The 21,710-nt window shown below is 68.2% G+C and carries 22 protein-coding genes; 14 read left to right on the top strand and 8 right to left on the bottom strand.

The window, feature by feature from the left end:
• Positions 1-186 precede the first annotated feature (186 nt).
• Positions 187-597, bottom strand: coding sequence for a rodlin (locus ACZ3H8_RS08165; RefSeq protein WP_467399943.1), 411 nt, complete (start codon positions 595-597; stop codon positions 187-189).
• A 409-nt stretch (positions 598-1,006) separates the two neighbouring features.
• Here ACZ3H8_RS08165 and ACZ3H8_RS08160 point away from each other — a divergent pair, with 409 nt between their 5' ends.
• Positions 1,007-1,648 (top strand): vitamin K epoxide reductase family protein, encoded by a 642-nt coding sequence (locus tag ACZ3H8_RS08160; protein WP_467398923.1) that lies wholly within the window; start codon positions 1,007-1,009, stop codon positions 1,646-1,648.
• Positions 1,649-1,723: 75 nt separating this feature from the next.
• Here the strand turns inward: ACZ3H8_RS08160 and ACZ3H8_RS08155 are convergent, their stop codons facing one another.
• Positions 1,724-2,134: a rodlin gene (locus ACZ3H8_RS08155; protein WP_467398921.1), complete on the bottom strand. Its 411-nt coding sequence runs from the start codon at positions 2,132-2,134 to the stop codon at positions 1,724-1,726.
• 278 nt (positions 2,135-2,412) lie between these two features.
• Here ACZ3H8_RS08155 and ACZ3H8_RS08150 point away from each other — a divergent pair, with 278 nt between their 5' ends.
• Positions 2,413-2,652: a chaplin gene (locus ACZ3H8_RS08150; RefSeq protein ID WP_467398918.1), complete on the top strand. Its 240-nt coding sequence runs from the start codon at positions 2,413-2,415 to the stop codon at positions 2,650-2,652.
• 169 nt (positions 2,653-2,821) lie between these two features.
• Here ACZ3H8_RS08150 and ACZ3H8_RS08145 read toward each other — a convergent pair whose 3' ends face one another.
• Together ACZ3H8_RS08145 and ACZ3H8_RS08140 are read right to left on the bottom strand one after the other, a co-directional pair.
• Positions 2,822-3,112, bottom strand: coding sequence for a hypothetical protein (locus ACZ3H8_RS08145; RefSeq protein WP_467398916.1), 291 nt, complete (start codon positions 3,110-3,112; stop codon positions 2,822-2,824).
• Positions 3,113-3,214: 102 nt separating this feature from the next.
• Positions 3,215-3,415, bottom strand: coding sequence for a hypothetical protein (locus ACZ3H8_RS08140; RefSeq protein WP_356226689.1), 201 nt, complete (start codon positions 3,413-3,415; stop codon positions 3,215-3,217).
• A gap of 249 nt (positions 3,416-3,664) precedes the next feature.
• On the opposite strand from ACZ3H8_RS08140, the gene ACZ3H8_RS08135 reads away from it, so the two are divergent.
• The 3 genes from ACZ3H8_RS08135 (at position 3,665) to ACZ3H8_RS08125 (ending at position 5,836) form a co-directional block, all read left to right on the top strand.
• On the top strand, positions 3,665-4,165 hold the full coding sequence (locus tag ACZ3H8_RS08135; protein WP_467398912.1) for a DUF5949 family protein: 501 nt from the start codon (positions 3,665-3,667) through the stop codon (positions 4,163-4,165).
• A 134-nt stretch (positions 4,166-4,299) separates the two neighbouring features.
• Positions 4,300-5,163: a S1 family peptidase gene (locus ACZ3H8_RS08130; RefSeq protein ID WP_467398910.1), complete on the top strand. Its 864-nt coding sequence runs from the start codon at positions 4,300-4,302 to the stop codon at positions 5,161-5,163.
• A gap of 43 nt (positions 5,164-5,206) precedes the next feature.
• Entirely contained in the window at positions 5,207-5,836 is a 630-nt protein-coding gene (locus ACZ3H8_RS08125; protein ID WP_467398907.1) for an alpha-ketoglutarate-dependent dioxygenase AlkB, read from the top strand.
• On the opposite strand, the gene ACZ3H8_RS08120 is transcribed toward ACZ3H8_RS08125, so the two are convergent.
• Together ACZ3H8_RS08120 and ACZ3H8_RS08115 are read right to left on the bottom strand one after the other, a co-directional pair.
• A complete protein-coding gene (locus ACZ3H8_RS08120; RefSeq protein ID WP_467398905.1) occupies positions 5,837-7,450 on the bottom strand; it encodes an N-acyl-D-amino-acid deacylase family protein in 1,614 nt (537 codons plus the stop codon). It lies immediately after the preceding gene.
• 206 nt (positions 7,451-7,656) lie between these two features.
• Positions 7,657-8,952, bottom strand: coding sequence for an amino acid deaminase (locus ACZ3H8_RS08115; protein ID WP_467398903.1), 1,296 nt, complete (start codon positions 8,950-8,952; stop codon positions 7,657-7,659).
• 143 nt (positions 8,953-9,095) lie between these two features.
• Here ACZ3H8_RS08115 and ACZ3H8_RS08110 point away from each other — a divergent pair, with 143 nt between their 5' ends.
• The 4 genes from ACZ3H8_RS08110 to ACZ3H8_RS08095 all read left to right on the top strand — a co-directional run bounded on the left by ACZ3H8_RS08110 (position 9,096) and on the right by ACZ3H8_RS08095 (position 13,050).
• The gene (locus ACZ3H8_RS08110; RefSeq protein ID WP_467398900.1) at positions 9,096-10,280 is read left to right on the top strand and encodes a sugar kinase; all 1,185 of its coding nucleotides are present in this window, start codon (positions 9,096-9,098) and stop codon (positions 10,278-10,280) included.
• Complete coding sequence (locus ACZ3H8_RS08105; protein WP_398983513.1) at positions 10,277-11,059, top strand: IclR family transcriptional regulator; 783 nt, start codon at positions 10,277-10,279, stop codon at positions 11,057-11,059. Before ACZ3H8_RS08110 ends, ACZ3H8_RS08105 begins: the two co-directional genes overlap by 4 nt.
• On the top strand, positions 11,056-11,466 hold the full coding sequence (locus tag ACZ3H8_RS08100; RefSeq protein WP_467398896.1) for a RidA family protein: 411 nt from the start codon (positions 11,056-11,058) through the stop codon (positions 11,464-11,466). The genes ACZ3H8_RS08105 and ACZ3H8_RS08100 overlap by 4 nt, the downstream gene beginning before the upstream one ends.
• A 111-nt stretch (positions 11,467-11,577) precedes the next feature.
• Positions 11,578-13,050: a GntP family permease gene (locus ACZ3H8_RS08095; RefSeq protein ID WP_467398894.1), complete on the top strand. Its 1,473-nt coding sequence runs from the start codon at positions 11,578-11,580 to the stop codon at positions 13,048-13,050.
• Positions 13,051-13,114: 64 nt separating this feature from the next.
• On the opposite strand, the gene ACZ3H8_RS08090 is transcribed toward ACZ3H8_RS08095, so the two are convergent.
• The gene (locus ACZ3H8_RS08090) at positions 13,115-14,455 is read right to left on the bottom strand and encodes a M14 family metallopeptidase (protein WP_467398892.1); all 1,341 of its coding nucleotides are present in this window, start codon (positions 14,453-14,455) and stop codon (positions 13,115-13,117) included.
• Between the two features lie 317 nt (positions 14,456-14,772).
• On the opposite strand from ACZ3H8_RS08090, the gene ACZ3H8_RS08085 reads away from it, so the two are divergent.
• Positions 14,773-16,098 carry an Nramp family divalent metal transporter gene (locus ACZ3H8_RS08085; protein WP_467398889.1) on the top strand — a complete coding sequence of 442 codons (1,326 nt, stop codon included), beginning with the start codon at positions 14,773-14,775 and terminating at the stop codon, positions 16,096-16,098.
• Between the two features lie 73 nt (positions 16,099-16,171).
• Here the strand turns inward: ACZ3H8_RS08085 and ACZ3H8_RS08080 are convergent, their stop codons facing one another.
• Positions 16,172-17,872: a chitinase gene (locus tag ACZ3H8_RS08080; protein ID WP_467398887.1), complete on the bottom strand. Its 1,701-nt coding sequence runs from the start codon at positions 17,870-17,872 to the stop codon at positions 16,172-16,174.
• A 428-nt stretch (positions 17,873-18,300) separates the two neighbouring features.
• On the opposite strand from ACZ3H8_RS08080, the gene ACZ3H8_RS08075 reads away from it, so the two are divergent.
• From ACZ3H8_RS08075 to ACZ3H8_RS08060, 4 genes are all read left to right on the top strand, one after another.
• Complete coding sequence (locus ACZ3H8_RS08075; protein ID WP_467398884.1) at positions 18,301-19,179, top strand: hypothetical protein; 879 nt, start codon at positions 18,301-18,303, stop codon at positions 19,177-19,179.
• Positions 19,180-19,296: 117 nt separating this feature from the next.
• Positions 19,297-20,010, top strand: a complete 714-nt coding sequence (gene cpaB, locus ACZ3H8_RS08070) for a Flp pilus assembly protein CpaB (RefSeq protein ID WP_467398882.1) — start codon at positions 19,297-19,299, stop codon at positions 20,008-20,010.
• Positions 20,011-20,017: 7 nt separating this feature from the next.
• Complete coding sequence (locus ACZ3H8_RS08065) at positions 20,018-21,268, top strand: AAA family ATPase (RefSeq protein WP_467398879.1); 1,251 nt, start codon at positions 20,018-20,020, stop codon at positions 21,266-21,268.
• A 122-nt stretch (positions 21,269-21,390) separates the two neighbouring features.
• Positions 21,391-21,708, top strand: coding sequence for a pilus assembly protein (locus ACZ3H8_RS08060; protein ID WP_467398877.1), 318 nt, complete (start codon positions 21,391-21,393; stop codon positions 21,706-21,708).
• Positions 21,709-21,710: the final 2 nt, after the last annotated feature.

Below are 21,710 nucleotides of genomic sequence, written 5' to 3'. Positions count from 1 at the left end.
TGCGCATTTGTAACGATTGGTTTCCCATAAAGAAACCTCAACAAGGCTGCAGGTCCAGAAAGTCACTCGTATGCAGCACGCGTAATTTGGCGGACTGCCGAGAGGATTCTCCAGGATTGCGAATCAGTGGCTCCAGGTGCGTATTTTGCATTTGTTGAAACAACTGACGCACCGAACATGAGCACGTTACTGGTTCTGCGTTCCGTTACCCGACAGGACGGGGATGTCGCTGAGGATGTGCGACAGCGGCTCGTCACCCTTGACCTGGGTGGAGTTCTCGGCGCACTGCTGGTTCTGCGGGGCCGAGAGAACCGGGATGTCCTGGACCGAGACCGGTACGACGCCGACGAGCGAGCCGACGTCCGCCTTGGCGGGAAGGCCGACGCAGGGCTTGTTCAGCGAGCCCTGGACGAGGCCGATCTGCGGGCTCATTGCACCGCTGGTGCTGGAGTTGCCGAAGCTCTGAATGGCGTTGTTGCCGCTGGTCGACATGGTGCCCTCGTCGTCGCCGATGGCCATGGCATGCGGCGCCATCGCCGCGCCGGCGCCAACCATCGAAGCGGTAACCATCGCGGCAGTCAGAATCTTCTTGATCACTGTTTGTCCCTCTTCGCTGTGAACGACCGATCGTGGATCAGGCTGATCAACCGCGTCCGGGCGAGTTTGGTTCCGTGCGTTCACTCGAATGCCGGTATCGCGACGGCGCACTCCTGCGCGATATCGGCGGAGGGTCTTCTTGAGGCCCTCCGCCGATGGTGCAGATCGTCGTGCCCGGATGCGCCATGACAATAGGAGGCATGGCTAGGCCCCACGACGCAATGCGCCGTCGGCTGGAGGCGTACACCCGGAGCAGATATCGTGCACGGTCTGCACGTTCATTTGACCACGGCTCGATGATCTACAGGGCTCGGTTTCATCCGTTTGCCGAATGGATTTTGGCGGGCATTCGCCATTCTGGATTGAGGCACGGTCGGGCCCCACTTCGCTATCAGAACGGTGAAACCATATGACAATTACAGTGACCGGACCGGTGCCCGTCGGCCATGGGAGAAGGCGACGGGCCGTCGAGAGAGAAGTCGGCGCCGGTCGTGGCCTCGCGTGGCTTCTGGTGATCACGGGTGCGGCCGGGCTGCTGGCTTCGTGGGTCATCACGATCGACAAGTTCAAGCTGCTTGAGGACCCGTCCTTCACGCCGGGGTGCAGTCTGAATCCGGTGGTGTCCTGCGGGAACATCATGAAGAGCGAGCAGGCGTCGGCGTTCGGGTTCCCGAATCCGATGCTCGGGCTTGTGGCCTACGCGATGGTGATCGCCATCGGTGTCGCGCTGTTGGCAGGTGCGCGTTACCGGCGCTGGTACTGGCTGGGTCTCAACGCCGGCACCCTGTTCGGCGTCGGCTTCTGCAGCTGGCTCCAGTACCAGTCGCTGTACAGCATCAACGCGCTCTGCCTGTGGTGCTGTCTGGCCTGGGCCGCCACGATCGTGATGTTCAGCTACGTCACCCTGCACAACATCAAGCACCGCTTCATCAGGGTCCCGGAGGGACTGCGCAAGGGGCTGCTGGAGTTCCACTGGGTGCCGCCGGTGCTCTGGACCGGCGGCATCGGGATGCTCATCCTGACCCGCTGGTGGACCTTCTGGACCAGCTGACCCGGACAGAGGCGTACGCAGACACAGCGAAGTCCCCGGCAACTGGCGCCGGGGACTTCGGTCTGCCGCTGGGACTCAGCCGTTGCCCTCGCCATTGCCCGACAGGACGGGGATGCTGCTGAGGACGTGCGACAGCGGCTCGTCACCCTTGACCTGGGTGGAGTTCTCGCTGCACTGCTGGGTCTGCGGGGCCGACAGGATCGGGATGTCCTGGGCCGAGACCGGTACGACGCCGACGAGGGAGCCGACGTCGGCCTTGGCGGGAAGACCGACGCAGGGCTTGTTGAGCGAGCCCTGGATGAGGCCGATCTGCGGGCTCATGTCCCCGAAGGTCTCGGAGTTGCCGAACGTCTGCTGGGCGTCGTTTCCGCTCTGCGACGTCGTACCGCCGTCGTCGCCGATGGCCATGGCCTGCGGCGCCATTGTCGCTCCCGCGGCCGCCACGGAAAGGGTCAGTGCCGCAGTCGTCATAACCTTCTTGAGCATGTTCCGTCCTTCTGTTGCATGGTCGCGTGGTCGCGTCGATGCCCGCTACTGGAGCGCCCTGGAGAACTACTCCCTCGGGAGGTTGGTTCTCCGGGTTCACCCAAATGGCCCGTACGACGCGACGCGCCGGCAAGCGGATCACATATTGCGCTGCTAATAGGGGCGTTGGGCCGAACAGGGGGTACCGACGTAGTGAGCCGTGTCATCTGTGGGGGGCAATCCGTTTCGATTCGTGTGAGCCCTACGTCGGGCAAAACATCGAACAGAAGGTGCTATCCATGAATTCTGTCAAGAAGGCCGCCCTGGTTCTCGCCACCGCTGGTCTCGCTGCCGGATCCGCTGCCGGATCCGCCTTCGCCGACGCCGGCGCGACTGGCGTTGCCCAGAACTCACCGGGTGCGCTGTCCGGCAACATGGCGGAGGTCCCGCTGCACCTGCCGGTCAACCTGTCGGGCAACAGCGTCAACGTCATCGGCGCCCTCAACCCGGCCTTCGGCAACATCGCGGAAAACAGCTGACCGCGCTTCGCATCGGGGTGGTGTCGCCGGTACTGGCCGGTGGCACCACCCCGGCATTGTGTCCCTGGCCTGGAGGCACAGAACGGCCGGCCTGGACGCACAGAACGGCAGGGGGTGCAGCCGCTGACGGCTGCACCCCCTGCCGAACGCGCTGTCGGGGAACGCCGGTTCAGCCACCCAGCTCGACGCCACCCAGCAGCGGGGTGACTTCGGCGGCAGTCTTGAGGGCCTGCTGCGGGGTGGCGCCCTTGACGCTGTTGAGGTCGGTCGCGGTGTCGGCGACCGAGTTCACCGCGGACCGCCCGTCGGTCAGATCCAGAGCCGATGCCGAGCCGAGGGTCTCAAGGCCACCGTTGAGGCTCATGGGAGGCATGGGCGTCGTACTGGCGGCGAAGGCGGGAGAGGCCCCCATCGCCACGACGGAACCGGCAACGACTGCGGCAACCCGCGAGTACTTCATCTTTTCGCATCCCTTTCTCCGGCCGCGTTCGTCGCCGCCGTCGTCATGGGTAACGAGTTCTGGCTGCAGCGGAAACCCCTGCATTCCACGGCCTGGGCGGGATCAGACCGGGTGCCGGTCATGGAGCCAGCCCCTGCGCTGAGGCGGCGGACCGGGGCGGCCTTCGGGTTCGCCGCCCGACTGCGCCGGATAGTGGGCGAGCCGGCTCCACTCCATGTCGGGCAGGCCTGGCAGCGTGCGGTCGGCGGCAGCCCACTCCCGTACGAGCTGTTCGTAGATCGGGGTCCCGGTCGGCGAACTCACCGGGTTCGGCACTGTGGCCGTCTGGACGCGCTGCCATCGGGCAGATGCGGTAGTCCTTGCCATAAGTCGGCCAACGCGCGCCCGCCGGGCGAAGTCACTGCCGTGGTACGGAGGTGGAGTACGGCGGGAACGGATTTTCGCCCTCTGTGAGGCACGGTGTGGAATTGCGGATCTGTCGGCTGACGCCTTCGGCCATCCAGGTGAACGGGTGGGGTGAAGGGCGTTGGCAGGCCACTAGGGTGCCGGACCATGACCACAGCCCGCTCTTCCAAGAACGCTGTTCGGCGCGGCCAGTTGGGCACCCTTTCGGTGCTCGCATGGACCGGTGACCCTGATGAGGGACATGACATGCCTTATCTGCTCGCCTACTCCCTCGGCGACGGCGCCGACGGTGCGCAGGCGGGGGAGGCGGCCGTGCTGGCGGTGATCGAGGAGGTCGGGCTCTCGGCCGGTGGCGGCATGGCCGACAAGACCCGCTCACCCAGCTCCCCGATCCGGCTGCTCGTCGAAGGCGGCCGGGCCGTCCTCAACATGCCCTACCTGAGCGCCCAGTGCCCCGCCCCGCCGGAGTGGCTCCGTGCCGCGGAGGAGCGCGGTCATGCGCACCTCCTGATCGCCAGCCGCCCCTGGCCGGACGCGGTTCCGGGCAGGCCTGTCACCGAGGAAGCGCTCCAGTCTTTCCTCGGCGACGAGCGGACGCTCACCACCGCGGCCCACGTTCTGCTGCCGGTGAGCCAACTACGCGGCTGACAGCCGCAGTTTTCCCTGTACGACCGAGCGCCTGACCGGAATCCGTCCCTTGTCGACCGTGGCCGATCCCCTAACAATGCGCATGACAAACCGAAGGAACCCTTCGGTCAGAAGTCGCAAGAGGGGACCCCCACATGAACAAGCCTCTCGCCGGCGCCCTGCTCGTCCTCGGACTCGTCGGGGCAAGCACGGCACCCGCGGTCGCGGCCGCCGGCCCGGACACGGCGTCGCGCGCCACGGCCACCGCTTCCCAAGTCGACGCCAGAGCAGTCGACTTCGCCGGGACGGTGGCGCTCAGCAACTGTTCCGGATCGGTGGTGCGCATGCCGGCCTCGGAGCCCGACGACCCCGCCCTCGTACTTTCCAACGGGCACTGCATAGAGAGCGGCTTCCCGGCCGCGGGCGAGGTCATCGTCGACCAGCCGTCCAGCCGCAGCTTCGGCCTGCTCAACTCCGCGGGCAGCAGAGTCGCCACACTGCGGGCCAGCAAGATCGCGTACGCGACGATGACGGACACCGACGTCTCGCTGTACCAACTCACCAGCACCTACCAGCAGATACAGAGCCGGTACGGCATCAAGGCGCTCGAACTGGGCGCCGCGCACCCGGTGCAGGGCACCGCCATCAAGGTTGTCTCCGGGTACTGGAAGCGCATCTACAGCTGCAACATCGACGGCTTCGCGTACCGCCTCAAAGAGGGTGAGTGGACCTGGAAGGACTCGGTCCGCTACACCTCCAGCTGCAACACCATCGGCGGCACCTCGGGCTCGCCCGTCGTCGACAACGCCACCGGCAAGGTCGTCGCCGTCAACAACACGGGCAACGAGGACGGCCAGCGCTGCACCGACAACAACCCGTGCGAGGTTGACGAGAACGGCACGGTCACGGTCCGCCAGGGGATCAATTACGCCCAGGAGACATACGGGATAGTCCCCTGCGTCGGCCTCGACAACAAGATCGACCTGGGCCGGCCGGGCTGCGTGCTGCCCAGGCCGTGAGCTGATTCGGTAGCATGTTCGATTATCTGGGTACCCTGGAGGTATGCAAGCACACCTCCAGGGTTCGCTCTTCGATCAGACCGACGAGATCCGACTCGGTCCGCTGAAGGACGTACGGCGGACCGTGCTCGGGGACGGGGCGTGGATCGACGTGCTCCCCGGGTGGCTCGGCGGGGCGGACGCCCTCTTCGAGGAGCTCGCCGCCGGCGTTCCGTGGCGTGCCGAGCGGCGGCAGATGTACGAGCACGTGGTGGCTGTGCCGCGGCTGCTCGCCTTCTACGGGGTGCGGGACGCCCTCCCGCACCCCGTCCTGGACGAGGCCCGCGCTGCCCTTTGCGCGTATTACGCCTCCGAGCTCGGAGAGCCGTTCACCACGGCCGGGCTCTGCTACTACCGGGACGGCCGCGACAGCGTGGCCTGGCACGGCGACACCCTGGGGCGCGGCTCCCGGGAGGACACCATGGTCGCCATCCTGTCGGTCGGCGCACCGCGCGATCTGGTGCTGCGGCCTCGCAGGGGCGGCCGCGCCCCGCTGCGCCGGCCGCTGGGGCACGGCGATCTGATCGTGATGGGCGGCTCCTGCCAGCGGACCTGGGAGCACGCCGTGCCGAAGACGGCGCGCGCCGTGGGGCCGCGCATCAGCATCCAGTTCCGGCCGCGGGGAGTGAGCTGACTACGCGGGTGTGCGGTCCGTCCGGCGGACCGAGCGGCCGGCCAGTACGTCCGTACGCGATCCGTCCTCGATCACGAACTTGCCGTCGATCAGCACATGCGGAATGCCGACCGGCAGTGTACGAGGGGCCTCGAAGGTCGAGCCCGCCGCGACCGTGTCCGGGTCGAACAGCACCAGGTCGGCGCGGTAGCCCTCACGGACCAGACCGCGGTCCGGCAGCCGCAGCCGGGCGGCCGGGCGGGAGGTGAGGTGGGCGACCGTCTCCTCCAGGGAGAGGATGCCCAGCTCCCTTGCGTACCGGCCGAGATAGTGCGGGAAGGTGCCGTACGCCCGCGGGTGCGGCTTGTAGCCCTGCAGGATGCCGTCGCTGCCGCCGGTGTGGATCCGGTGGCGCATGATCTGCCGGACGTTCTCCTCGTGGCCGACGTGCTGGAGGATCGTCGAGCCGAGACGGTCGCTGATCAGCAGTCGGCGGGCCGTGATCCACGGGGCCTCGCCGCGCTGGGCGGCCGACTGCGCGATCGTCTTGCCGACGCAGCTCGCGAGCCCCGGGTCGCTCACGCCCGAGATCTCGATCGTGTCCCATTCGATGGGCACGCCGTGGCATCCGTCCGCGCCGATCTCCTCCATGTGGTGGCGGATCTTCTCGGCGGTCTCGTCGTCCTGGAGGCGGGCGAGCACCGCCTCCGGACCACCCTCGCTCGCCCAGCTCGGCAGCATCGCGACGAGCGTGGTGCAGCCGGGGGTGTACGGGTATGTGTCGAGACTGATGTCCGCGCCGGCGTCCAGCGCCTGGTCGAGAAGGGCGAGCAGATCCGGCGCCTTGCCCTTGTTCACGCCGAAGTTCATCGTGGCGTGCGCGAGATGGAGGGCGCAGCCGGCGTCGCGGGTGAGGGAGACCATCTCCTCGTACGCCTGCAGGGCACCGGCGCCGTACGAGCGGTGGTGCGGGCAGTAATAACCGTCGTAGCGGGCCACCACCCGGCACAGCTCGGTCAGTTCGGAGTCGCCCGCGTACATGCCGGGGGTGTAGGTCAGGCCGGACGACATGCCGACCGCGCCCTGTTCCAGGCCCTCTGCGACGAGCTGCTTCATGCGGGTGAGCTCTTCGGCGGTCGCGGGGCGGTCGTCCCAGCCCACCGCGTACATCCGGACGGTGCCCTGCGGGATGAGGTACGCGGCGTTGACCGCGATGCCGCGGTCGAGGCGGTCCAGGTACTCGCCGACCGTACGCCAGTCGAAGTCGATGGAGGTGTCCCCGGGCGCACCGCCGTTCCAGCCGGTGATGGCTTTGCGGACCGCGTCGAGGGTCCGGTCGTCGACCGGCGCGTAGGAGAGGCCGTCCTGGCCGAGGACTTCGAGGGTCACGCCCTGCGCGGCCTTCGCCTCGTGCGCGGGGTCACGGAGCAGCGCGAGGTCGCTGTGCGCGTGCATGTCGATGAAGCCGGGGGACAGAGCGAGGCCGTGCGCGTCGAGGGTGCGGCGGGCGCTGAGGCGGGTGCCGCGGTCTCGCCGGATCTCGGCGATGCGGCCGGCGTCGAGGGCGACGTCTGCGCTGTAGGGGGCACTGCCGGTGCCGTCGATGACGCGGGCGTCGCGGATGACCAGGTCCATGGGTGTCACCTTTCAGCGGCGGGCTCCCGTAACCGGGGCTCCGCCCCGGGACCCCGCTCCTCACGCCGGAGGGGCTTGAGTGTTCCGGTCCGGCGGACATTTCAAGCCCGTCCGGCGATTGAGGACACGCCCGGAGGGCGTACGGGGGTCTGGGGGCTTGCCCCCAGTTACGGGAAGGGGCGGGGTGGGGGAGCAGCCCCGCAGGGTCAGAAGAACGTGCGGATGTAGTCCGTGACCGTCCCGTCCGCCTCCACCAACGGGATCAACTGCCACTTGTCGAAGCTCGTGCACGGGTGGGACAGGCCCATGCCGACCCAGTCGCCCACCTCCAGCTCCGCCTCCTCCGTCGTATGCAGCCAGCCGTGCTGGTCGGACAGGCCGCTCACCGTGATGCCGTGCGCCGGCCGGATCTCGCCGGTGCGGGCGTCTCGTACGACCTGGGCCTCGGGGAGATCGAGGTCGTACGCCGCGTCCCGCTTGCCCGCGTTGACGAAGGCCTGCTCCGGCGTGGGGCGGGAGACGACCTGGGCCCAGAGGCGGAAGGCGGGCTGGAGGGCGCCCTCGTCGGAGACGCGGTTGAAGGGGGTGAGGTGGCGGTAGTGGCCGTCGTCGTGCGAGACGTACGCGCCGGAGCGGAGCAACTTCAGTACGGGGAGGGAGAGTTCGGGGATCTCGGCGAAGACGTCCGCGACCGCGTCGAACCAGGCGCTGCCGCCCGCGCTGACGACGATCTCTTCCGTCTCCGACAGGGCGGCGAAGCGGCCCGCCTTGTCGAAGTCCGCGGCGAGGGAGACCAGGCGGTGCAGCCAGGCGCGGACGCGGTCGCCGTCGGCCTGCGGGACCTCGCCCTCGTAGCCCGCGACGCCGACGAGGCGGAGGGTACGGGTGGCGGCCACGGCGTCGGCTACGGCCGCGCAGTCGGATTCCGTACGTGCTCCGGTGCGGGCGGCCTCGCCGGCGCCGAGTTCGACGACGACGTCGAGGGGGCGGGTGGTGCCCGCGGACCGGAGGGCTTCGTCCATCAGCTCGACGCCGCGTACGGAGTCGACGTAACAGATGAAGCCGAAGTCGGGGTCGGCCTCCAGCTCGTGCGCGAGCCAGCGGAGGGCGGCGGGGTCGACGACCTCGTTGGCGAGGAAGATCCGCTGGATGCCGTAGGCGCGGTAGACGCGAGCCTGGTGGGGGACGGCGGCGGTGATGCCCCAGGCGCCGTAGGCCAGTTGGCGGGCGAAGAGCTGGGGGGACATGGAGGTCTTGCCGTGTGGGGCGAAGGCGAGGCCGTGGCGCTCGGAGTACGTCTCGAGGAGGGCGAGGTTGTGCTCGACGGACTCGGCGGAGAGGGCGAGGACGGGGGTGGTGAAGCCGCCGGTGAAGAGGTTGCGGCGCTCGGCGGCGAGGGCGCCGACGGTGAGGCCGGCGGTTGCGGCGTCCGGGGGGAGTGCCTTGAAGCGGTGGTCGACCGGTTCGTCGGCGAGTCGTCCGACTGCGTTGTCGGCTGCCATGGGGCCTCCTTGAGGTCGCCTGCCTTGACTGCGTTGCATTATGCGCAACGGTCATTGCGTACTTCGCTTAGCGCTGTCTAACATCCCAGCCAACGCCGGGTCAATGATGTCCGGCGGCCGACCATTGAGGAGCTTGAGCGATCGTGACCGCGACCGTGACCGCGACGGCGACCGTGCCCGGACCCGTGGACATCGTCTGTCTTGGCGAGTCCATGGTCACGTTTGTGCCCACGGCTCCGGGCCGCCTCGCCGATGTGCCGTCGTTCGTACGCGGCATCGGCGGAGCCGAGTCCAATGTGGCGTGCGGTCTGGCGGCGTCCGGGCACCGCGCGAAGTGGGTCGGCCGGGTGGGCGCGGACGGGTTCGGCGAGCATCTGGTGGCGGCGATCGCGTCGTACGGCGTCGACACGTCGGCGGTCCAGCGCGACCCGAACCGGCCGACGGGGATCTACTTCCGTACGGCGGGCGAGCGGGCGACAGGCACGGCGGGCGAGGAGCCGGACCGCGCGGAAGTCGTCTACTACCGCGCCGGTTCGGCGGCGTCGGCGATGTCACCGTCGACGATGCGGTACGAGGACCTGTGGTCCGGGCGGATCCTGCACCTGTCCGGCATCACGGCGGCCCTCTCGGCGGACTGCCTGTCCCTGATGCGCGCCCTCACGACGCGGAGCCCGAGCCGTCCGCTCGTCTCCTTCGACGTGAACTACCGCGTCAACCTGTGGCAGGACGTGGCGGACCCGCGGGTGCTCCTGGACCTGGCGCGGGGTGCGGACATCGTCTTCGTCGGCGAGGACGAGGCGGAGGCGGCGTGGGGTGTACGGGGCGCGGCGGCGATCCGCGAGGCGCTGCCGGAACCGGAGGTCCTGGTGGTGAAGAGGGGCGCGCGGGGAGCCGTGGCGTACGCCCGCTGCGCGCAGCCTTTCCGCTACCCGCCCCATCCCGAACCGGGGGCTCTGCCCCCGGGCCCGCGCGCCTCAAACGCCGGCGGGGCTGATCTTCCCCCCGACACTGTCACGGACGAGCCCGCACCCCGCGTCGACGTCGTCGCACCCGTCGGTGCCGGGGACGCCTTTGCCGCCGGGTTTCTCTCCGCCACCCTGCGAGGGCTCTCCGCCCACCAACGGCTGCGGTACGGGCATCTCATGGCCGCCGCCACCCTCACCGTCGCCGGGGATCTCGCCGTGCCGCCCGCTCGGGCGTATGCCGACCGACTGGTCACCCTCGACGCGCGCGACTGGGGGAGACTGCGACTCGGCCCCGGCTGGACCGCGACCGCGGAGCAGCACCCGCAGGGCACGCAGGACCCGCAGGAGGTACGTATCCCATGAGCCAGACCGTCGACCGCGCGCTGAGCATCCTTCCGCTGCTCGCCCAGGGACCCGCCGACCTCGGCCAGGTCGCCGAGCGCCTCGGTGTGCACAAGTCCACCGCGTTGCGGCTGCTACGTACGCTCCACGAGCACGGACTCGTCTACCGCCAGCAGGACCAGCGCTACCGCCTGGGCGCCCGGCTCTTCGCCCTGGCCCAGGAGGCCGTCGAGAATCTCGACGTACGCGAGATCGCCCACCCCCACCTCGTCGCGCTCAACGAGCAGATCGGGCACACCATCCACCTCGCCGTGTACGAGGAGAGCGAGGTCCTCTACATCGACAAGGTCGAGAGCCGCTATCCCGTCCGGATGTACTCGCGGATCGGCAAGCCCGTGGCCATTACCGTCGCCGCGGTGGCGAAGCTGCTGCTCGCCGACCTTCCCGAGGCCGAGCGGCGCACCGTCGCCGAGAAGCTCGACTACCCCATGTACACATCCCGTTCGATCCCGAACTCCGCCGCGTTCCTCAAGGAACTCGCCGTCGTCCGCGAACAGGGATGGGCCACCGACCTCGGCGGCCACGAGGAGTCCATCAACTGCATCGGCGCCCCCATCCGCGGTGCGGACGGCCGCGCCGTCGCCGCCATGTCGGTCTCCGCGCCGAATGTCGTCGTCACGGCCGAGGAACTCCTCACTCTCCTCCCGGTGGTGCGCCGCACGGCCGACGCCATCAGCCGGGAGTACTCAGGCGCTGTATCCCCTCAGCAAAAGACTGGCCCGCAGAAGGAAGTCTCATGACCGAGAAGACCGCGATCACCCCCGCCCCGCACACCGCCCCGCCCGCCAAGTTCTCGCACGGCGTCCGCAAGGGGAACATCCTCCAGGTCGCCGGTCAGGTCGGTTTCCTGCCCGCCGTCGAGGGACAGCCGCCGACGCCCGCCGGGCCGACCCTGCGCGAGCAGACCCTCCAGACCCTCGCCAACGTCAAGGCGGTCCTCGAAGAGGGCGGTGCGGGCTGGGACGACGTGATGATGATGCGCGTCTACCTCACGGACGTGGACCACTTCGCCGAGATGAACGCGATCTACAACACGTACTTCGAGGAGCAGGGCCTCAAGGCGCCCGCCTCTGCCCGTACCACGGTGTACGTCGGCCTCCCCCAGGGCCTCCTCATCGAGATCGACGCCCTGGCAGTCCTCGGCTGACCTCCGGCTGATCTTGCTCTACCCCGCACTTCACGGCGCGGCGCGCTTCCCCGAAGCGCCGCGCCGTGATCCCCCACACCCAAAATCCCCCGAACAACGAGGTCCCCCGCCATGCTCATAGCCGCTGACTCCCCACCACCAGCCCCGCCCCACACCGGCGGACTGCTCCTGCTCTTCGACGGCACCGCCGGTCTGCTGACCGTCGCCGCCCTCGGCATCGCACTCCTCCTCTTCCTGATCATCAAGGTCAGGCTGCAGCCGTTCGTCGCGCTGCTCGCCGTCTCCATAGCCGTCGGCCTCGCCGCCGGTCTCTCCGTCACCGAACTCTTCGGCACCGTCCAGAGGTCCGCCGCCGTCTCGGTCATCGAGCAGGGCATGGGCGGCATCCTCGGGCACGTAGCGATCATCATCGGGCTCGGCACCATGCTCGGCGCGATACTCGAAGTGTCCGGCGGCGCCGAGGTGTTGAGCGGCCGCCTGCTCCACCTCTTCGGCGAGAAGCGCGCCCCGCTCGCCATGGGCCTCACCGGCCTGATCTTCGGCATCCCGGTCTTCTTCGACGTCGGCATCTTCGTCCTCGCGCCGATCGTGTACGCCGCCGCCAAGCGCTCCGGCAAGTCGATCATCCTCTACGCGATGCCGCTGCTCGCCGGTCTGTCGATGACACATGCCTTCCTGCCGCCGCACCCCGGCCCGGTCGCCGCCGCCGGACTGCTCCATGTCTCGCTGGGCTGGGTCATCCTGATGGGCATCGTCGTCGGCCTCCCGGCGGTCCTGGCCGCCTGGGTCTACGCCGCCTGGATCGGCAAGCGCCTGTTCGTCGAGGTCCCGCAGGACATGGTGGAGGCCGCGGAGGACGCGAAGGCCGCCGTCGCCGCCGAGCAGTCCGCCGCCGGACGCACCGCGCAGGAGCGCCCGGTCTCCCTCGGCACGGTCCTCACCATCATCGGCACGCCGCTCGTCCTGATCCTCGCCGCGACGTTCTCCTCCATCGCGCTGGACCCCTCCACGCTGCGCTCGGTCATCGAGTTCTTCGGCAGCCCCTTCGTCGCACTGACGATCGCGCTGCTGATGGCGTACTACCTGCTCGGCTTCCGGCGCGGCTGGTCCCGCAAGTCCCTGGAGACCGTGTCGACCTCCTCGCTGAAGCCGGTCGGCAACATCCTGCTCGTGGTCGGCGCGGGCGGCGTCTTCGGCGCCGTACTGAAGGCCAGCGGCGTCGCCCAGGCGCTGTCCGACACCTTCAACGACATCGGTCTGCCGATCATCTTGCTCGCCTATCTGATCTCGCTGGTGCTGCGCGTGGCCCAGGGCTCGGCAACGGTCGCGATCGTCACCACGGCCGGCATCGTGCTGCCGCTGGTCGAGGGCGGTGACCACTCGCAGGCCTTCCTGGCGCTGGTCATCATGGCTATCTCGGCCGGCTCGATCTTCGCCTCGCACGTCAACGACGGCGGCTTCTGGATCGTGGCGAAATACTTCGGGATTTCGGAGCGGGACACGCTGAAGTCGTGGACGGTCCTGGAGTCGGTGCTGTCTGTCGCGGGCTTCGCGGTCGCGGCGGCGCTGAGTCTGGTGGTCTAGCGCCAGGGATACGTACGTAAGAGGGCGCCCCGGGACGACAGTGTCCCCGGGCGCCCCCTGTCCGTCAGCTCGCGCAGTACTGCTGCTCCTTGCCGATCGAGCGGTACATGCAGTCGGCGTTCTCAACCAGCTGCAGAACCGCGTCCCGGTTGCGGCTCGTCTCGCGCTCGATCACCTCGTCGGGCGGGTAGAAGCCGCCGCCGCCGAAGCCCGTCGGGTACATCTCGAAGGTGTACGCGAAGATCTTCTGGTTGCCCCACAGCCAGTCGTCGATCGAACCGTCCGTGATGTAGAGGTCGCTCGACTGCTCGGGGGTGTAGCCGTTGCTCGCGGCCATCTTCTTGCCGACCGCGGCGAAGGCGTCCCGGTCGTCCTGGGTCAGACCGGGGGCGGTGTCGGCGTTCGTGTAGCCGTACGGCCAGAGAACCAGCTCGCTGTACGTGTGGAAGTCGATGCCCGCCTTGATCTGCTGCTTGCCGCCGACGACCCGGCTGCGTGTGAAGTCGGCGACCACCTTGACCTCGGGCGCGGACTCGGCCCGCGCGCCGCGGAACGTCTCGGAGCTCGGGGAGCCCGAAGAGCCGTTGCAGCAGCCCCACTTGAAGTTCCAGTTGCGGTTGGGGTCCGTGCCGATGGCCGAGGAGCCGGAGTTGGGCTGGCGGTTCTTGCGCCAGCTGCGGTAGGAGCCGGTGGCGATGTCGTACTCGCCGCCGTCCGGGTTGACGTCCGGGATGATCCAGATCTCACGGTTGTTCACGGCGTTGGTGACCCGCGAGTCGGTGCCGTAGTCGTCGCCGAGTTCGCGCACCAGATACAGCGCCATCTCGACGGTGAGGTGCTCGCGCGCGTGCTGGTGGTGCGTGAAGAGCACCTCGGGCTCGTTCTCGTCCGTCGCGACGTTGTCGCTGATCTTGATCGCGATGATGTCCCGGCCCTGGTAGCTCTTGCCGATGACGCGCTTGCTGATGATGTTCGGGTGGGCGGCGATCCGCTGGTTGATCTCGGCGTTCATCTCGGCGTAGTTGTGATAGCGCGCGTCGGCCGACGGGAAGTCAAATGGCTCGACGGCCCGTCCGTTGGTCCTGGCCGGCGGCGCGGGCAGCGCCTCGATTTGGTAGCCGAGTGCGCGCAGCCGCTTCGCCTGGGTGGCGGTGGCGCTGACGACGGCCGAATGGGCGTCCGCCTCGTCCACCGATACACCGGTGGCGGCGAGTGCGGTACGGGCTGCGGCGTCGGCCGCGCCATGGATCTCGTACTGCCGGATCTGCTCCTCGGCGGGGGCGGCCGGTGAGGGCGCGGCCTTCGGGTCCGGGGACGCGGCCTCGGCCGTGAAGGGGGCGGCTACTGCGAGCGCCAGCAAGGCCGCGAGGGTCGCGGTCTTTCTGCCGCGAATGCGAAGTCGCATGCTGTCTCCTGGGTGGGGAGTGTGGGGGGTTGTTCAGGTGCGACGCCATGTCGTGTGCGGGTGTTCGGGCTGATGTTCGGTCTGTTCGGTTGTTGGGACCGGTTGTTCGGTTGTTCGCGCACATCGTGGGGCTATGGCATGGCCGGGTCAAGGGGCCACCTTCAGCCATACCTTCGCCCGCGGAAAATATCGGCATATATGCGGCGGAGCCCAAGCCCGAAGAGTGCGGGGGCCGCAGACCCTCTTGCGCGATCTCTTTCGCCCCGCTTTGGTGACCCCAGTCACATCCTGGGGCGAGTGGGAAGGCGGCCAAGCTCATGGCAGGCACCACCGACAGCAGTACTGACGAATCCATCTCCCTTCCGCGCAAGTCGAGTTGGAAGTACATCGGTCCCGGAATCGTCGTCGCGGCGACCGGGGTCGGAGCGGGTGACCTCGTTGCCACGCTCATCGCCGGCAGCAACTTCGGCTACACACTCCTGTGGGCAGCCGTGATCGGCTGTGTCGTCAAGATCTCCCTCGCCGAGGCGGCCGGCCGCTGGCATCTGTCCACCGGGCGCACGCTCTTCGACGGCTGGGCCAGCCTCGGCCGCTGGACCACCTGGTTCTTCGTCGTCTACGTCGTCGTCTGGGGCTTCGTGTACGGAGCCGCCGCCATGTCGTCCAGCGGCCTGCCCCTCCAAGCGCTCTTCCCCGACGTCATGGGCCTGAAGTGGTGGGCGATGCTGACCGGCGTCGTCGGCCTGGTCTTCGTCTGGTTCAACAAGTACGACGTGTTCGAAAAGGTCATGACGGTCCTGGTCGGCGTGATGTTCGTGGTCACCGTCTATCTGGCGATCCGGGTCACGCCGAATCTCGGCGATGCCTTCGCCGGACTGCTGCCGGTCCTCCCCGACGAGAAGGACTCGATCCTCAACACTCTCGGTCTGATCGGCGGCGTCGGGGGCACCATCACCCTTGCCGCATACGGATATTGGGTCAACGCCAAGGGCTGGACCAACGCCGGATGGATGAAGGTGATGCGCTTCGACAACCGCGTCGCGTACCTCACCACCGGCATCTTCGTCGTCGCGATGCTGTTCGTCGGCGCCGAGCTGCTGCACTCCGCCGGCGTCGCCATCGCCAGCGGCGACAAGGGGCTGATCCAGCTCGGCGACATCCTGGAGAAGGAGTACGGCGACGCGACCGCGAAGCTGTTCCTCATCGGCTTCTTCGCCACGTCCTTCACCTCGCTGATCGGCGTATGGCACGGCGTGAGCCTGATGTTCGCGGACTTCGTCGAGCGCTACCGCAAGGACCGTGCGGGCGCGGGTGAACAGGCCGTCACCGGCGAGGAAGTGGCCTCGGGCGCCCGCGAGAAGTCGGTGCCGTTCCGGGCGTATCTGCTGTGGCTGACCTTCCCGCCGATGATCCTGCTGTTCCAGGGCCAGCCGTTCCGACTGGTGATCATCTACGGAGTGCTGGGCGCCGCCTTCATGCCGTTCCTCGCCCTCACACTGGTTTGGCTGCTCAACTCCGGGCGTACGCCGAGGGAGTGGCGCAACGGCATGCTGAGCAACGCGATGCTGGTCATCGCGGGCCTGCTGTTCCTGGTGCTGTGTGTGAAGCAGATCGCCGACCAGCCGTGGGCCCAGTTCTTCTGACCCACCACGCACTGTGCACAACGGGTCAGCAGCGCCGCCGGGGGAGCGGCGGCGCTGCTGAATCACTCTCGTACTACGGGAGGCCGTGAACGTGCGGTCCCACCGCGTTCGACCAGGCGTTGCCCGACTTCGCGTCCCAGTTCGTGGACCACGTCATCGCACCGCGCAGCGACGGGTACGTCTTGGACGGCTTGAACGATCCGCAGTTCGTGCCCCGGGCCAGGCAGTCCAGGGCGTTGTTCACGATCGTGGGGGAGACATAGCCGCTGCCCGCGCCGCTGGTCGAGGCAGGCAGACCGAGCCCGACCTGGGACGGCGCGAGACCACCCTCCAGCTGGATGCAGGCGAGCGCGGTGAGGAAGTCCACCGAGCCCTGCGAGTAGACCTTGCCGTCGCAGCCGAGCATCGAGCCGCTGTTGTAGTACTGCATGTTGACGACCGTCAGGATGTCCTTGATGTTGAGCGCCGTCTTGAAGTACTCGTTCGACGTCGACTGCATGTCGATGGTCTGCGGCGCCATCGTGATGACGAGCTTCGAGCCCGCCTTCGAGGAAAGCGAGCGCAGGGCCTGCGTCATATAGGTGGCGTTGAGGCCGTTCTCCAGGTCGATGTCGACGCCGTCGAAGCCGTATGTCTGCATCAGCGAGTAGACGGAGTTGGCGAAGTTCGTGGCGGAGGCCGAGTCGTTGATCGTCACGGTGCCGTTCTGGCCGCCGATCGAGATGATCACGGACTTGCCGGCGGACTGCTTGGCCTTGATGTCGGCCTTGAACTGGTCGACGGTGTAGCCGCCGAGCCCGGCCGAGTCGAGGTTGAAGGTGACACCGCCAGGTGTGCCGGTCGCGTCGGCGAAGGAGACCGCGATGATGTCGTAGTTGGCGGGCACATCGCTGATCTTCTGGACGGTGGCGCCGTTGTTGAAGTTCTGCCAGTAGCCGGTCACCGCGTGCTTGGGCACGGTCCCCCCGCCCCCGCCGCCGGTGCCCGAGGTGGTACCGGTCACCGCCGCGGACTTCGCGGACTCACCGGCCGCGTTGGTCGCGGTCACCTGGAACTGGTACGAGGTGGAGGCGCTCAGTCCGGTCGCGGTGGCCGAGGCCCCGGTCACCGACTGCACCTTGGCGCCGTTCTGGTAGAGGTTGTAGCCCGTGGCGCCCGACACCGGGCTCCAGGACAGGGCCACGGACGACGAGGTCACGGCCCCGGTGCTCAGCCCGGCGGGCGTGGACGGCACCACCGGGTCGGGGTCACCGCCGCCGCCACCGTCCGGACCGAAGACGCTGACATCGTCCGCGTAGTACGCGGTCTGGCCGTACCAGCCGTGCGTGTACACGGTGACGGAGGTGGTGCTCGCACCGGTGGTGAAGCGGGTGGTCAGCTGCTTCCAGCCGGAGGAGTCCGGCGTCCAGGTGGAGACGTCGGTGGTGCCGGTGCCGGTGGCGCCGAGGTAGGTGTAGCCGCCCTGCACCCAGGCGCTGAGTGTGTACGTCGAGTTGGGCTTGACGGCCACGGTCTGCGTGCACTTGGCGTTGTCCTGCCCGGCGGGGGTTGCCTTGAGGGCGGAGGCGCCGCCGTGCACGGGGGAGGAGGTGGTGGCGCCGCTGCCCCCGGAACAGGTCCAGTTGGTGAGCCCGGACTCGAAGCCGGCGTTCTTGGCGACATTGACGTCGGCGGCCTGCGCGGTCCCTGTGGTGCCCATGAGGGTGAGACCGGTCCCGACGGCGAGCGCCAGCGCTCCGCCGAGCCATCTCCGTGAGCGTGTGGTGCGGTCCACTTGCTGCCTCCGGTGGGGGAGTTGGGGGTGTGGAGGGGGAATGGGAACGGTGGCCACCGCTGGGCGTACAAACTGGTCCAGACCAATAAGGTTGTCAAGGCCTTTGGCGGCGATTCGTATACGGGAGGCAGGGCCCGGGCGCTCGGGCCTCGTCCTGCAGCCGGTTTCGCCCGGCGTGGGTGTGTGGACCCATGTAAGGGCCCAAAGCCGAGCCCAGCGCCGCCGAATTCACTGAGAGGTAACAGGAGTTAACAGATGACCGCTTCGCCCGGTTTCGCCTGTGCGTAGCGTGTGCATGTTGCAGCTCTCGGTTCTGAAAGGTGTTCTCTGCCTCCTTGGACGTGGCTAAAGTGCTGGAGCAGGAGCACTGAGCAGTAGGGATCTGCGGGCGTCGGGACTCCGGCGGCCGGGGCGAACGGGGAACCAGCGTGCCGACCGCGATAGCTGTCACCAGCGCAGATCTCGTGCTGCCGCCGACCGACCAGCAGACGCCCACCGCGGCGCTGCTGCAGTCACCCGAAGCTCAGCCCCTGGACGCCGCCCTCGCCGACATGACCGTCCTGCTGGAGCAGTACGGGTATGTGATCGCCCTCTATCCCGCCTCCATCCCCGCGGTCCATGAGCGTCGGCTGCACACGGTCCGCTCCGTTCTGGAGAGTGACCGCATCGCGCTCCTCAAGCTCGATCTGCCGCCGCTGGGCGTCGCTGTGCTGGTCCGTCAGATGCGGCAGCTGTCGATCTGTGACTTCAGCGCGGGAGTCGTCGCTTCCGCGGCCCGGCTGCTCTCCCACTATGTCTACGCGGGTGCGCTGCTCAGCTCGGTCACCAAGCTCGACCGGGTCCCCGTGAGCCTGAAGGCCCATGCCAAGTCCTGGGTCCCGGGCTCTCAGTTCGGCGTACTGGCCAATCCCCATCCACAGCTCGTCAAGATCGGCGGTGGCGATCTGGCGGGGCCGCAATTCGGCACGCAACTGATCGTGGCGAAAGGCCAGTTACAGTCGGACTGGGTGACGGGGACTCTCGCGCCCGCCTGGCGGGTTCAGAATGTGCAGGAATCCATGCTGCCCGCCGAATCCCCCCGCTGGTGGGGAACGGCCAGGCTGATCGAATTCGCCGCCTTCCTGCCGGACATCTCTGTTCTTTATCAATTGGTTTCGTCCGTACGGCGAGAGGTGTGCTCCTGGTGCGGCATTCAACTGATCGGTGATCGCTGCGGGTTCTGCCTGTCCCCCCTCTCGTCCGTCGAGAACCAAACTCGCGCGCCCGGTGTCCTGAACCAAGGAACACCTACGCACCAAGGGTCGTGAGCCGTCGGCCAGGCGGTCCGTACGGGTCGCGGCGGCCGGTCGAAGGCGTACACCAACCCGCTCCGCTCTCCCTGTCCGCTCCGTCAGTCCACGTCTGAGAACGAGGTTGTCCCGCCCATGAATTCACGGCAGCGCCGCGGCGTCATACTTCTGCTTCTCTCGGTTCTGTGCGCCTTCGGCGCGTTCGCCGGTGTGCTTTCGGTGATCAGCGATGTGAATTCAAAGGTCGGGCCCGAGGTTGCCGCCTACCGGGTCAAGGCTGATATCGCGCCCTATACACCCCTGGCACCGGGACAGTTCGAGAAGATCACCATGCCCAAGCGCTGGCTCTCCCAGAGCGCGGTGACCGATCTCGACGTGATCAACGGAAAGATCGCCGTCACCCAGCTCCGCAGAGGATCGCTGCTCCAGGACGACATGATCGTGAAACGGCCGAGCCTGGAGAGCGGCCAGCAGGAGATCGCGATCATGATCGATGCGGCGACCGGTGTCGCGGGCAAGATCAGGCCCGGCAAGCTGGTAAATATCTTCGCCACCTTCGCCGCGCAGAACGACTCCGAGGTGGACCAGTCGCGGATCATCGTCGCCAATGCCAAGGTCCTGGACGTCGGCGAACTCACCCCGCTCGACCCGAAGAAGGGCGACCGGGACAGCGGCCCCACCGAGGCGGTGCCGATCACCTTCGCCCTCAACACCACGGATGCCCAGCGCGTCGCCTACGCCGAGTCCTTCGCCGAGCACGTACGCCTTGCCCTGGTTCCCGACGGCAGCCCCACCACGCTGCGCCCGGGCGACGGCAGCTACGACCTCTCCGAAGACAGGAACAAGTGAGGGCCGGATGACGACACGCATTCTCCCGGCCGTCGGTGACGCCGACGCCTCCCGATCCATCACCACCCTCCTCAGCCAGCTCCCGGACGCCGAACCGGCCTCGCCGGTCGGTGACTCGACCTCGCTGCTCGACCTGCTGGCCCGGCTGGCGGGCGAATCGCTCGACGAACTGCCCGAGGTTGTGCTGGTTCACGAGCGGATCGGGCCGGTCCCGGCCCTCGAGCTGATCCGGGAGGTGGCGCTGCGCTTTCCGGCCGTCGGAGTCGTCCTGGTCACCGCCGACACAAGCCCGGGCCTCTACTCGGCGGCGATGGATTCCGGCGCCCGCGGCCTGGTGGGACTGCCGCTGTCGTACGAGGAGTTGGCGCAGCGCGTCCAGGCGGCGGCCGGCTGGTCCGTCGGTGTACGGCGTCACCTGGGCCAGGGCGCCGATGTCTTCACGGGCCCCGGCGGCACCGTCGTCACCGTCAGCGGTGCGAAGGGCGGGGTCGGCGCCACGGTGACCGCGATCCAGCTCGCGCTCGCGGCCCAGGCCTCCGGCCACACCGTCGCGCTCGTCGACCTGGATCTGCAGGGCGGCGATGTGGCCTCGTACCTGGATGTGCAGTTCCGCCGGTCCATCGTGGACCTGACCGCGATCCAGGACATCTCCCCCCGCGTGCTGCAGGATGCGCTGTTCAGCCATGACACCGGCCTCGGGCTGCTGCTCGCGCCGAGCGAGGGCGAGCGGGGCGAGGAGGTCAATGACCGCCTGGTCCGCCAGATCGTCAGCGCGCTGCGCCACCGCTACGAGATCGTCGTCATCGACTGCGGCACACATATGAACACGGCCAACGCCGCCGCCATCGAGATGGCGGACACCACACTGCTGCTGACCACTCCGGACGTGGTGACCGTCCGGGCCACCAAGCGTATGGTCCGGCTCTGGGACCGGCTTCAGATCCGCAAGGCGGAGGAGACCGTCACCGTCGTCAACCGCCATACACGCAATACGGAGATCCAGCCGGCGCTGGTCGAGAAGATCACTTCCACCCGGGTGGCCCGGGTGTCGGTCCCCGCCAACTTCAAGGAACTTCACGCGGTCGTCGACGCGGGCCGGATGCAGGATTTGGAGTCCAAGTCCACGGTGAAACAAGCACTGTGGGCCCTGGCGGGGGAGTTGGGGCTGGTGAAGAACGCCACCGCCGAGAAGCAGAGCAGGTCCCGGCGAGAGGGCGGTTCGCTCGGCGGCGGCCGCCGTCAGGGGCGTACGAAGTGAACAGACACTCGGCTGAGGTTGAGGGGGAACGTTGAGCCATGAGGGGTCCAGGGTTACGCGCGCTTTACCGAGACCCGCGCCTGCGCGGTGACCGGGGCCAGTCCGTCATCGAATTCACGGGCATGGTCCCGATCATTCTGGTGACGATGGTCCTGCTGTGGCAGGCCGCACTGGTCGGCTACACCTTCGTACTCGCGGGGAACGCGGCGGACAAGGCGGTGAGCGCGGGAACGGCGGCCGAGGGGGACCGCGACGCGGCGTGCGAACGAGCCGGGCAGGAAGACCTGCCCGGCAGCTGGTCGTACCAGATCTCCTGCGGGCAGGACGGCGATCTGGTCAAGGCCAGGGCTGACCTCGAAGTGCCGCTTCTCTTCCCGGGGGCCTTCAACCTCCCGATCACTGTCCCCGGCCGCGCCGCCGCCGCGACGGAGAGGAAGTAAGC

It is taken from the genome of Streptomyces sp. NPDC002868 (assembly GCF_055563295.1).
Note: the sequence above shows the minus strand (reverse complement) of the source record. Positions and strands in the feature narration are given on the sequence as shown.

Coding starts and splice junctions, on each gene's coding strand:
- ACZ3H8_RS08090 (WP_467398892.1), bottom strand. CDS start 14,455: ATGCGACTTCGCATTCGCGGCAGAAAGACCGCGACCCTCGCGGCCTTG.
- ACZ3H8_RS08150 (WP_467398918.1), top strand. CDS start 2,413: ATGAATTCTGTCAAGAAGGCCGCCCTGGTTCTCGCCACCGCTGGTCTC.
- ACZ3H8_RS08085 (WP_467398889.1), top strand. CDS start 14,773: ATGGCAGGCACCACCGACAGCAGTACTGACGAATCCATCTCCCTTCCG.
- ACZ3H8_RS08130 (WP_467398910.1), top strand. CDS start 4,300: ATGAACAAGCCTCTCGCCGGCGCCCTGCTCGTCCTCGGACTCGTCGGG.
- ACZ3H8_RS08095 (WP_467398894.1), top strand. CDS start 11,578: ATGCTCATAGCCGCTGACTCCCCACCACCAGCCCCGCCCCACACCGGC.
- ACZ3H8_RS08160 (WP_467398923.1), top strand. CDS start 1,007: ATGACAATTACAGTGACCGGACCGGTGCCCGTCGGCCATGGGAGAAGG.
- cpaB (WP_467398882.1), top strand. CDS start 19,297: ATGAATTCACGGCAGCGCCGCGGCGTCATACTTCTGCTTCTCTCGGTT.
- ACZ3H8_RS08100 (WP_467398896.1), top strand. CDS start 11,056: ATGACCGAGAAGACCGCGATCACCCCCGCCCCGCACACCGCCCCGCCC.
- ACZ3H8_RS08155 (WP_467398921.1), bottom strand. CDS start 2,134: ATGCTCAAGAAGGTTATGACGACTGCGGCACTGACCCTTTCCGTGGCG.
- ACZ3H8_RS08120 (WP_467398905.1), bottom strand. CDS start 7,450: ATGGACCTGGTCATCCGCGACGCCCGCGTCATCGACGGCACCGGCAGT.
- ACZ3H8_RS08135 (WP_467398912.1), top strand. CDS start 3,665: ATGACCACAGCCCGCTCTTCCAAGAACGCTGTTCGGCGCGGCCAGTTG.
- ACZ3H8_RS08060 (WP_467398877.1), top strand. CDS start 21,391: ATGGTCCCGATCATTCTGGTGACGATGGTCCTGCTGTGGCAGGCCGCA.
- ACZ3H8_RS08105 (WP_398983513.1), top strand. CDS start 10,277: ATGAGCCAGACCGTCGACCGCGCGCTGAGCATCCTTCCGCTGCTCGCC.
- ACZ3H8_RS08065 (WP_467398879.1), top strand. CDS start 20,018: ATGACGACACGCATTCTCCCGGCCGTCGGTGACGCCGACGCCTCCCGA.
- ACZ3H8_RS08145 (WP_467398916.1), bottom strand. CDS start 3,112: ATGAAGTACTCGCGGGTTGCCGCAGTCGTTGCCGGTTCCGTCGTGGCG.
- ACZ3H8_RS08125 (WP_467398907.1), top strand. CDS start 5,207: ATGCAAGCACACCTCCAGGGTTCGCTCTTCGATCAGACCGACGAGATC.
- ACZ3H8_RS08115 (WP_467398903.1), bottom strand. CDS start 8,952: ATGGCAGCCGACAACGCAGTCGGACGACTCGCCGACGAACCGGTCGAC.